At 63.0% G+C, this 11,329-nt stretch carries 10 protein-coding genes; all 10 read left to right on the top strand.

Annotated features, from left to right (window positions below; all coding sequences use genetic code 11):
- Positions 1-12 precede the first annotated feature (12 nt).
- The 10 genes from MMSP_RS02495 to MMSP_RS02450 are packed head-to-tail and all read left to right on the top strand — an operon-like array spanning position 13 to position 10,764.
- Complete coding sequence (locus MMSP_RS02495) at positions 13-294, top strand: acyl carrier protein (protein ID WP_012392171.1); 282 nt, start codon at positions 13-15, stop codon at positions 292-294.
- 8 nt (positions 295-302) lie between these two features.
- Complete coding sequence (locus MMSP_RS02490) at positions 303-1,943, top strand: fatty acyl-AMP ligase (protein WP_036427040.1); 1,641 nt, start codon at positions 303-305, stop codon at positions 1,941-1,943.
- Positions 1,944-1,952: 9 nt separating this feature from the next.
- Entirely contained in the window at positions 1,953-2,798 is an 846-nt protein-coding gene (locus MMSP_RS02485) for an ABC transporter permease (RefSeq protein WP_012392173.1), read from the top strand.
- A gap of 1 nt (position 2,799) precedes the next feature.
- The gene (locus MMSP_RS02480) at positions 2,800-3,672 is read left to right on the top strand and encodes an ABC transporter permease (RefSeq protein WP_020785339.1); all 873 of its coding nucleotides are present in this window, start codon (positions 2,800-2,802) and stop codon (positions 3,670-3,672) included.
- A 2-nt stretch (positions 3,673-3,674) separates the two neighbouring features.
- Positions 3,675-5,165 (top strand): MlaD family protein, encoded by a 1,491-nt coding sequence (locus MMSP_RS02475; RefSeq protein WP_020785338.1) that lies wholly within the window; start codon positions 3,675-3,677, stop codon positions 5,163-5,165.
- Between the two features lie 18 nt (positions 5,166-5,183).
- Positions 5,184-6,257 carry an MCE family protein gene (locus MMSP_RS02470; RefSeq protein WP_036426039.1) on the top strand — a complete coding sequence of 358 codons (1,074 nt, stop codon included), beginning with the start codon at positions 5,184-5,186 and terminating at the stop codon, positions 6,255-6,257.
- Positions 6,250-7,296, top strand: a complete 1,047-nt coding sequence (locus MMSP_RS02465) for an MCE family protein (protein ID WP_015354007.1) — start codon at positions 6,250-6,252, stop codon at positions 7,294-7,296. The genes MMSP_RS02470 and MMSP_RS02465 overlap by 8 nt, the downstream gene beginning before the upstream one ends.
- A complete protein-coding gene (locus tag MMSP_RS02460; protein WP_036426036.1) occupies positions 7,293-8,405 on the top strand; it encodes an MCE family protein in 1,113 nt (370 codons plus the stop codon). Before MMSP_RS02465 ends, MMSP_RS02460 begins: the two co-directional genes overlap by 4 nt.
- Entirely contained in the window at positions 8,402-9,529 is a 1,128-nt protein-coding gene (locus MMSP_RS02455; protein WP_036426034.1) for an MlaD family protein, read from the top strand. The genes MMSP_RS02460 and MMSP_RS02455 overlap by 4 nt, the downstream gene beginning before the upstream one ends.
- The gene (locus MMSP_RS02450) at positions 9,526-10,764 is read left to right on the top strand and encodes an MlaD family protein (RefSeq protein WP_015354009.1); all 1,239 of its coding nucleotides are present in this window, start codon (positions 9,526-9,528) and stop codon (positions 10,762-10,764) included. Before MMSP_RS02455 ends, MMSP_RS02450 begins: the two co-directional genes overlap by 4 nt.
- Positions 10,765-11,329 lie beyond the last annotated feature (565 nt).

Below are 11,329 nucleotides of genomic sequence, written 5' to 3'. Positions count from 1 at the left end.
CATAAAGCTGTCATGTCAGAGGTGCGTGTTTTCCTTGTTGAGTTCATCGCTGACGAACTCGAGATCGCCACAACTGAGGTGCGGGACTCTTCCGAACTCATCAGGGACCTCGGGTTCGACTCACTTGCGTTCGCTTCGACGGTGTCGGAAATTGCCAGCCGGTTCGGTGTGCGACTGAGCAAAGACGACGTCTTCGAATCCAAGACGGTGGGCGCGTTGGTTGAGCTGGTGGAGAGCCGGAAGAGCGCGCCGGATGCGGTGAATGCTGCCGTCAACGCGTCGGGTAACCCGTGAACACGATCATGCGGAGGCTGTGTGACAGCCAGGGGGCGACACAGCACGGTCTGGCCACGGCTCCGGTCGGCGCCGACGGGCGATCCCATCTCGACCAGCTGACGAACACGCCGTGGTCCGATATCCACCACTTGGGCCGCCGCGCGGCGGGTGCGCTACAACGTGACGGCGTCACCCCCGGCGACGTGGTGGCGGTGTTGGCTGGCGCGCCCGGTGAGATCGCTCCTCTGGTGCAGGGCGCCTGGATGTGCGGTGCCGCGGTGACGATGTTGCATCAACCCACTCATCGGTCCGACCTACAAGCGTGGGCCGCCGACACCAAGAAGACCTTGTCGATGGTCGGCGCATCGACCGTCGTGGTCGGCAGCCCATTTCAGTCCGCCGCGCAGGAGTTCGCGAAGGTGGGCCTACGCGGCTTGGAACTTTCCGAGCTGCTTACCGCAGATGAAGGGCGCATCGTTGTCGCAGAGGAGGATTCGCCCGCATTCCTGCAACTGACGTCCGGTTCGACCGGGCATCCCAAGGCCGTCAGCATCACCTACCGCAACATCGAGGCAAACGGGCGCGCACTGATGGCCGCCGCGAGCGCCGATGTCGCCTCCGATGTCGTAGTCAGCTGGCTGCCACTCTTCCACGACATGGGCATGATGGGTCTGCTGATCATTCCCATGTATGAGGGTATGGATGCTGTCCACATAACGCCGGCGGACTTCCTCAACGATCCCCTGCTATGGGCTGAACTGATCACCAAGCACCGCGGCAGCATCACTGCTGCACCGAATTTCGCGTATTCACTGCTGGCTCGGCGCCTACGCAGAGCGCAGGACCACGCGTTCGATCTCTCCTCCCTGCGCTTTGCGCTCAATGGGGCCGAAGGCATCGACGTCGCCACGCTGGAGCGGCTTGCCACCGAGGGTGCGCGCTTTGGACTGCGGCGGGATGCCATCGTGCCGGCCTACGGTATGGCCGAAGCGACCCTGGCGATATCCGTCGTACGACCCGGTGAAGGATTCCGGGTCTGCCCGCCGCATCCCGACCTGGTCGCGGCACAGGGCGAAGCGGCGGCACCGCGAGTCATGCTGGGACCGCCCGTGCCCGGATGCGATGTGCGAGTGGTGTCCGAAGACCGAACCGTCCTCGCGCCGTCGGAAATCGGCGAACTCGAGATCCGCGGCGACAACGTGACGGCCGGATACCGCACTGAGGCGGGTTTCGAGCCGGCGGTTGACGCCGGCGGTTGGTTGGCCACAGGTGACGTCGGCTACCTGACCGAGAACGGGCAACCGGTGATCTGCGGCCGCAAGAAAGACATTCTCATCATCTCGGGCCGCAACGTGCACCCTGAGGACATCGAGCGGTCCGTTGTCGGTATCGCGGGCATTCGTTCCGGCGGCGTCGCCGCCGTGCGCCTGGCCACCGCCTCCGCTAGCGAGGGATTCGTAATGGTCGCCGAATCTGCGCTGCATGCCGACGATGCCGAAAGCAACCGTATCCGAACCGAGGTCGCCGACCGCGTGTTCGTCAATCTCGGGGTGAGTCCGCGAGCAGTCCATGTGGTCCCGGCGGGTTGGCTCCCCAAGACGTCGTCGGGAAAGCTGCGTCGGCGGCAGACCTCCGAGCGGTTGCGACTCTTCGACGACGCATTGTGAGGCCGTGTGATGGCGACGACCTTTGTTAACGACCGACTGATCGGGCTGCGCCGCCTCAGCGTCACGTACCTGCGTCAGCACCCAGCGGCATCGCTCGCCACGGCTGGCGAACAGATCGTGCTGGGCGTCGCCGCGTTGCGCTACTTGGCGATAGATCTAGTGACCGGCCGGTTCCCATGGACCGAGTGCATCCGGCAGGCGAGCTTCATGGCCGCCACCGCCATCATGCCGACGATTCTGGTGGCATTGCCCATCGGCGCTACCCTGTCCATCCAGTTCGCGATGCTCGCTGGCCAGGTAGGGGCGACCTCGCTGGCTGGAGCGGCGAGCGGGTTGACCGTCGTCCGGCAGGCCGCCTCGCTGGTGGCGGCCATTCTGCTGGCTGCGGCGGTCGGCTCCGCAATCACCGCGGACCTGGGCGTTCGCACCATGCGCGAGGAAACAGACGCGATGGAGGTGATGGGCGTCTCCGTGGTCCGCAATCTGGTCGTCCCTCGATTGCTGGCAGCCATGGTCATCGGGGTCGCGTTGTGCGGCGTGGTGTGCTTTGTCGGATTCCTGGCCAGCTACCTGTTCAACGTGTACGTCCAGGGCGGCTCTGCGGGCAGCTTCCTGGCCACATTTTCGGCGTTTGCCACCACGGGCGACATGATCCTCGCCCTATTGAAGGCCGCTGTCTATGGCTTCATCGTGACGGTGGTGGCATGTCAGAAAGGGCTATCAACTCGGGGCGGTCCAGCCGGTGTCGCCAATTCGGTCAACGCCGCGGTTGTGGAGGCCGTCTTGCTGCTAATGATCGTCAACGTCGTGGTCAGTGAGCTCTATACCGTTCTCTTCCCGAGAACGGGTTTGTGACATGACCTCGTTTGTCGCGATGCGCCGCATGTCGATACGTCAAATAGTGTTTGCCGGCGCCGGCGCCGGCGCCGGTGCCGGCCAGCCGCTCGCCAGGTTCGGCCACATGATTGCGTTCTACCTCCACACGGTCCTTGCCATTCCGGTCGCGCTGCGACGCTACCGCCGGGAGTTCATGCGGCTACTCTCCGACATCACCTGGGGTAACGGCTCCATCGTGGTCGGCGGCGGGACGGTGGGAGTGGTTCTGGTGCTGGGCATTACGGCTGGCGCGCTAGTCGCGATCGAGGGGTACAACTTCCTGAACATGATGGGCATCGGCCCGGCCACCGGTGTCGTCTCGTCCCTGGTGACCACACGCGAACTCGCCCCCATCATGGCTGCGCTCGGCTTCGCGGTCCAGGCGGGATGCCGCTTCACCACGCAGATCGGTGCAATGCGGGTGGCCGAGGAAATCGATGCTCTCAACGCGATGGCTATCCGGCCGATCCCGTACCTGGTCACCACCCGATTGCTGGCTTCTGCCGTCGCGATCATCCCGTTGTACATCGCATGTCTGACGATCAGTTACCTGTCGTGCCAACTGATGGTTACCTTCACGACCCATGGGTCGGTGGGACCATATCTGCACTACTTCACGATGCTCATCGACGCCAGAGACGTTGTCTACTCGGTGATCAAGGCCGTGGTTTTCGTGGCGCTGGCGTCGGTGGTCCAGTGCTACTACGGCTTTTGCGCCGAAGGCGGGCCAGAGGGCGTCGGTGTTGCCGCCGGACACGCCATGCGTGCCAGTATCACCGTCGTCATCATCGTCAACATGGTGCTGACCATGGCGCTGTGGAGCGTTGACGCCGGCGTCAGGTTCGGCGGCTGACGATGACCAATCACATTGACCTCGACGGGATTTACTTCTCGAAGCGACAGTTGCTCGCGCGTGGGGGCATCGCGCTGGTCGTTGTCTTGCTGGTGACGTCGTGGCTGCTGGCCAAGTCCATGGGCTATCTGGATCGCGGTGTCCAAGTGGTCGCCGACCTGCGCAACATCGGCGACGGTCTACCGGCCGGGTCCGACGTCAAATACCGGGGGATCCAGGTTGGCACCGTCGAGAGCCTCGATCCGTCGATCGGCAACCAACCGAACCAGGTGCGGATTCGCCTCAAACCGGAGTACGCGGCGTCGATACCGGTGACCGTCACCGCGCGCGTCGTACCGAGCAATGTCTTTGCGGTGTCGTCGATCCAACTCGTCGAGCACGGGCCCGGCACACCCATCAGCGACGGCGAGCGGATCAGCGAAGACACCGACCTACCTACCGTGTTGTTCCAGACAGCGCTGACCAAGCTGCGCGACATTCTTGCCGCTGCCGGCCGTAATGGCGATGATCACACCCTCGGAGTGCTTGCGGCCGTCGGAGCCGCGACGAACAATCGCAACGGCGCACTGCAGCTGAGTACGCACCAGCTGATTCGGATCATCGACGAGCTCAACGGTGTCGTTGCGACTGACGAAGGTCCGTCGACTGTCGCCGCGCTGGTGGATGCGGCGCGTGGGCTGTCGCAGAGCGCACCGGAGTTACTGGATGCGTTTCACGATGCCGTCGCGCCGATGCGGACACTTGTCGACAAGCAGCAGGCGCTGCACGACTTCCTCGGGGCCGGGCAATACGCGACCGGGCTGGCCGTCAATTCCTTGCAGAACCACTCCGACCAGCTCGTTCAGATAACGACGGATCTCACCCCGGTCGTCGGTGTATTCGCCGACAACGCACAGCACTTCGTGCCGATCACCGAGCGGATCACCAGATTCTCGGACAAGTTTTTCGAGGAGGTTTGGGACCCGGCCTCGACCGTTGCCCACGGTCGTGTGAACGTCTCGTTCACACCGTCCTATACCTATACCCGGGCCGACTGCCCGAGGTACGGGGAGCTGCGGGCCCCGAGCTGCTTTACCGCACCCCTGGTTCAGGCTCGGCCCGACCTTCCTGAGGTGTTACTCCCGCAGAATTACCAGCCTCCACCGAATCTGGCTCCCCCCCCTGGGACGGTCGTGGGTCCTGACGGAAACCTCGTCGCGGTTGGCCCGCCGCTGATCAATCCCACCCCGAACCTCGAGGATCCCAATCCGCCACTGCCTGCCGGGGTGACGCCTGCGCCTCCAGTTCCGGGCACCGCTAACCCGGATCTGCTTCCCGCGGCTCCGTCATCTTTCGGGGGCAACGTCGGGCCGGTCGGCAGTGTGCAAGAACGCGCAGCCCTGAGTCTGATCACCGGGGAGCAAGCGACCGTCGCGACCCAGCTGCTGCTGGGGCCGGTGGCCCGCGGCGCCATCGCCAGCCGAACTCAGCAAACACCGACGGAGAGCAAATGATGCGAAGGCAGCCGGCCAATGACTAGTCCCCGGACACGAACACGACGCGGCGCGCTGCTGTGGGTGGCTTTCTTCTTGGTGGTCGCTACGGCGTTGACGTGGATGGTCTATGTCACGCTGCGCCGCGACGTCAAAGGCCCCACGGCCCGCTATGGCGCCCTGTTTACCGATGTTTTCGGGCTTCGTGAGGGTGACGATGTCCGGGTCGCGGGGGTGCGAGTTGGACGGGTACAGAAGGTCGAACTCGACCAAACGCTGGCGCGCGTGTCGTTCATCGTGCAGCAGGGCCAGCCGATTCTCACCGACACCATCGCATCGATCACATACCAGAACATTGTCGGTCAGCGCTATCTGGCGCTTGCCCCCGGCCGCACCGGCCGCGGCATCCCGATACCGCCGGGCAGTGTCATTCCGGTAGAGCGGACTGAGCCATCCTTCGATATCGGCACGCTACTCAACGGCTACGAGCCGCTGTTCGCGGTGCTCGATCCGGATCAGGTCAACAACTTCACCAAAGCGGTCATTGCGTCACTTCAGGGCGACACTTCGGCTCTTGCCACCCTTGTCAACCAGACATCAACGCTGACAGCGACTTTCGCCGGTAACGACGACGCCCTGGCCAACGTGATCGGCAGCCTCGACAGGGTGGCCGGCGGCCTGGCCAGCCAAAGCGCTGAATTCGAGCACACGATCGCGCAGACGCGCCAGATGGTCTCCCAATTCAACAGCAGGCGTTCGGAATTGGTCGAGTCGACCGGCAACATGGCGGCGGTGGTCCGTCAGTTGGGCGGCATCCTCGCAGATGTCAACCCGCAAATCCGTCAAATCCTGGACCGCCAGCCCGGTTACACCAAGCACCTGCTGGACATCGAACCTCAGGCGGCCTTCGTGGGAATGAATACTCCGCTGTTACTCAAGGGCCTGGCCCGCGTGTTCGGTCAGGGCACCTACATGAATGTGTATGGCTGCGATGTCAACTTCTACGGGTACTTCCCTGGCCTCAACGACATGGTCCCGATCATCGTGGCCGCGGCGACGCCCGGTGGAAAGCCCATGTACACCCCGAAATGCAGGAATGTCACCGATGGCTGAACGAATAAAGCACCTTCGCCCGCGACTGCGCCCGCTGGCCTCGTACAACAAGACCTGGCTCGGATTCGTTGGGCTGTCACTGGCAGTAGTCCTGATTGGGGCGCTGCTGCTGGTCAAGCAAGCAGGCATCGGCTATCGGCGCTACACAGCGGAGTTTCTGCAAGCGGCGTCCTTGCAGCCGGACAACGTGGTCTCGGTGGCAGGTGTACCGGTGGGCAACGTCATCAGCGTTCGTCTGGCAGGCAACCATGTTGAAGCCCGATTGCGGGTCAAGGACAATATTGCGCTCGGCCGCGACACTCGGGCTGCAATCAAGATCACAACAATTTTCGGTTCCCGCTACATCGACCTGCATCCGACGGGTGCTGGTGTACCACCGGGCCAGACAATCGATTTGGCCCACACCGAGGTGCCCTACGATCTGCAGGCGGCGCTGGCCGACTCGACCAGAACCTTCGAGCAGGTTGACGGTGATCGAATTGCATCATCGCTGACCGTCCTCGGCCAAGCGCTGAACGGTCTGCCAGACGTCTTTCCGCAAGCGCTAGAGAATGTCCGCGCGTTGTCTTCGGTGATTTCCCAGCGTCGCGACCAACTTGGGACACTGCTCAAGAGCACGCAGAACGTCACCTACATATTGCGTCGCCAGCAATCCGACCTCGGCAGCATGATTCGGCAGGGCCAAGACCTGATCGGAGAGTTCGTCGCACATTCAGCGGCCTTCCACGCAATGATGCAGGCCTTGACGCAGGTCGTCGGCTCGCTGCGCACAATCGTGGTCGATGACCGGGCCGCGCTTGAAGATGTCGTCCAAACGATGGAGCAGCTCAGCGCAAAACTCGCCGAACAGGATGCGCTCTTCAGGAACTTGTTGGAAATCGCCCCAGTGCCGGTCAGGGAGCTGGCCAATGCGTCCGGCTATGGCAATGCGTTGGAACTCAACGCGGCCGCCGGACCGCTGGTCGACTCGTGGATGTGTGCGATTAGCGGCCGCGCCAAGCAGTTCGGTTTGATCCAATACTTCAAGGACTGCGCATGACACACCGGCATAACCTAATTCGGGTTGGTGTAGGCCTCGTGGTCGTCGCCGCCCTCGCGTGCGCTGGCTGGTACGGGTTGGCCCGCGACCGCGGACCGATCGTGGTGACGGCCCAGTTCGACAGTGCCGCTGGCCTCTACGAGGGCAATGCAGTGGCAGTGCTCGGAATACCGGTGGGGCATATCACCAAAATCGTCGCGAAATCCGGCTACGCCGAGGTGGAATTCACTGTCGACCGCGCGGTGCAGGTCCCGGCGGATGTGCAGGCGGTGACCATCTCGACATCAATCCTCACCGACCGCCAGATCGAGCTGACTCCTGCCTACCGCGGTGGGCCCACGCTGCGAAATCACGACACCATCGGGCTGACCCGTACCAGGGCACCCGTTGAGTTCGACCGGGTCCTCGGGATGCTGGACAGACTAGCCGGCTCTCTACAAGGGGACGGCCGGGGTGGCGGTCCGGTGGCTGGCGTTCTCGATGCCGGGTACGACGTTGTGAACGGCAATGGGCAGCACCTCAAGGAGGCGTTCGACGAGCTGTCGAAAGCGTTGCGGCTCGGCGCCGATCGCGGAGTGCATACCCGTGAACAGATGACCGCGATTATCGAGAATCTCAGTTCACTGCTGGATGCGGCGGCGAAGAATGACTCGACGTTGCGGCAGTTCGGATCGACCGTACGCCAACTCAGTCAGATCATGGCCAACGAGGGCTTCGGTTCTGGAACCAGCGGCCAGCAACTCAACGCGTTGATTCAACGCACTGGAGACATTCTCAATGCCAACCGCGAAGCCATCGCACGCGGAATTGCCAACGGCAACACCACCATACAGTCGGTGGTTGATCGGCAACGGGAGGTCACCGAGTTCTTCGATGTGCTGCCGTTGATGGCCGACAACCTGTACAACGCGGTCGATCAACGTAACGGTTCGATTAGAGCCCACCAACTGACCGACCGCATGATCTTCGACTCGCAGTTTGGCAAGGAGGTATGCAACCTGATGGGCTTGCGGCAGCTTGGCTGCAGTACCGGCACCTTGCAGGACTATGGGCCCGACTTCGGTCTGACCTATGTGCTCGACGGTCTCGCCGCGATGGGGCAGAAATGATCAGGCGGCTATCCGGCAGGCCGCGTTGGCGGTTGGGGATTCTGGCGACCGTGCTCGCCACCACTGCGTGTTCCACGAATGGGTTGGCTGATCTGCCACTTCCGGCCCCGGGCCTGGGTTCGGGCGGCTATCGGATAACCGCCATCTTCGCAAATGCGCTCAATCTGAACGAACACGCCAAGGTGAAGCTCGGCGGCGCAGACATAGGCCTCGTCGAGTCGATGACGGCTCGCGACTTCAACGCGGTGACCACGTTGCGCATCAGGAGCGACGTGCGGGTGCCGGTGGGCAGTGGCGCCGAACTGCGCACCGCAACACCGTTGGGGGACGTCTTTGTGTCGATCGTCCCGCCGAGCCAGCGTGCTGCGGATACCCCCACGCTCCAAGATGGCGACACCATCGCGCTGAACAAGACCGCGCTGGCGGCCACCGTCGAATCGGTACTGAGTTCGGCGGCCATTCTGATCAACGGTGGTGTGGCTCATAACTTGACCAACGTCATCAATGGGCTGGGCAAGGCCGCCGGCAATGACGGCGAGGTGTATGGCGAACTGATCCGGAAGTCCAATGAATTGCTGGGAAAACTTGACGCCCGAACCGGGCAGCTCGAAGACGCGATGTCGCAAACCGAGCATTTGGCCGCCGAACTCGACCGCAAACGAGAAGTGATCGCCGAGTTGCTACAAGCCACCGACCCGGCCACGAGCGTACTGGCAGCAGATGCCAGCCAGATCTCCGACTTGCTGTTATTGATGGGGGGCGCGGCCACCGAGCTGAAGAAGTTCCCGTCGATTGCCGGCACTGACAGCAGCGGCAGGAGCGTCATCAAGGACGCCAATGCTGTTGCCGCCGCGTGGAACGATGTGGCGCTGGACCCCGACGCACGGTTGTCGGCCTTGTCGAATTTGTACGCGCCATTCGTCAAACTCACTGCGGGCACCTCAATCTCGGGCAGCGCCGGGATCGACAGACTGGTCCTTGGTTCCATTCCGGACATCGGGTTCGGCGGGGACCCAGGCCTACATGGCCCCAAGCGGTACGACTGGCGCAAGTTCATCGGTTCGTTGAAGTTCACGCTGTGGCGACTTCAGGAGCGCGTTGTCGGTCAGGGGCCGCCGCAATGACCGACGTCGAACCCTCCTTGACCAACATGCGTGGCGGCCGACACACCTGGCTGTCATGCGTTGGTTTGTTGCTGACCCTGGTGGTGTCGGTCGCCTACCTGCTAATCGGTGTGCTGCACGTCAGGCCGTTGGCTTCCAACTACGCCCTTACCGTCGAACTGGGCCAGTCGGGCGGGTTGCTGCCCAACCAGGACGTTGCCCTGCACGGCGTGCAAATCGGTAAAGTCGAGTCGCTCGAGATCTCTCGGACCGGTGTCACGGCCATACTGCGAATCAATGCCGGCGTGCGCATTCCGGTCGCCAGTACGGTCCGGGTATCGGCGTTGTCACCGGCGGGCGAACAATACGTTGACTTCAACGCCACCTCTGGTGAGGGCCCCTTCCTCAAGAACGGCGACGCGATCTCACAAGATCGCACCACCACACCGGTGACGCCTGCCGAACTCTTGCAGCATGCCGATGGCGTACTGGCCCAGATCGATCCAGCCAAGCTGGCGGGGATCAGGCGTGAGTTGAACCTGAGCAAAGCAGCGCCGGAAAAGTTGACCGCGATTGTCGACGGCGGGGTCTTCCTCATCTCCACCCTGGATTCGGTGCTACCGCAAACGGTCAGCCTGCTCAGGAACAGCCGCGTGGTGCTATCTGCTGCTATCGATGTGAATGACGGCATCGACGCTACCGCTCGCAACGTTCATCAACTGCTAACCGGCGTTTCGTCCATGGATGACGGGTACCGCCGCATGGTCGACCAGACACCGGGGGTGCTAGAGGCCGCGGACAACCTGTTCAGCGATAACTCCGACACGATGGTCCAGTTGCTGGGCAACCTGACGACCGTCGCAAAATTGTCGTATCTTCGAGTACCCGCGCTCAAAGCGTTGTTTCCGGACTACCGCGGTTCGGCGTTGGAAGCATTCATGAGCACCATGCACGATGGCGGACTCTGGGCCACGGCGGACTTGTATCCGCGATACACCTGCGATTACGGCACGCCGAGCCATCCGCCTTCGGCAGCGGATTACCCGGAGCCGTTCCTGTACACGTACTGCCGCGACGACGATCCGGCGGTGCTGATCCGGGGGGCTCGAAACGCGCCGCGACCGCCTGGCGACGACACCGCCGGGCCGCCACCGGGGGCAGACCTGGGAGCGACCACCGGCCCCACACCGCAAGGCCGCTTTACCATCCCGACCCCCTACGGCGGACCAAGGCTGCCGATCGAACCGCCGCACTAGCGATCAGGGTTCGGCCACACCGTGAACAAACAGACCCCATGCCCACCGCGTAACCACATCGCCCCAGGTGTGGGGCTAGACAGCGGCCGCCGGCCTACCGAGACATGGCTCGGAAACAAAATGCGCATGGACATCGGCCGAAACGGAGCAGTCCCACCCTGACCGACCGGCCCAGTTCGCCTTGGAGTCATCCAACCCGGCGCATCGTGGGTTACCGGCTACTGCGAATCCTGGAATGCACGCTCCCACGACGGATTCCCGGGATTCCCGGGATTCCCGACGACCGAAACCTTCGGCCTACCTCTCATGGATTTTGGCCGGCGGATGGGTCCGCCACGCCTTGTGGAAGCCCATTCACCGAGCGATGCTTCTTGCCGAATACGCGCGACCGTTTGGCGCAAACGTCGGTCACTCCAACAATTTCCGCTGCTCCGTCAGGGGCGAACCCACGCCAAAGTCACGGCCACCACCGGAGATGCGGCTGCTGCTGCGTCTCCCGCGTGAAACCTGGAACGAGGCCTGCCGGGTTGTTAGTGCTGGTCTCGGGCTTGTGTTGAGACAGCGT

The organism is Mycobacterium sp. 012931 (genome assembly GCF_000419295.1).
GTDB classification, from domain to species: domain Bacteria; phylum Actinomycetota; class Actinomycetes; order Mycobacteriales; family Mycobacteriaceae; genus Mycobacterium; species Mycobacterium marinum.
The sequence above is the reverse complement of the archived record's forward strand: the minus strand, read 5'-3'. Positions and strand labels throughout refer to the sequence as shown.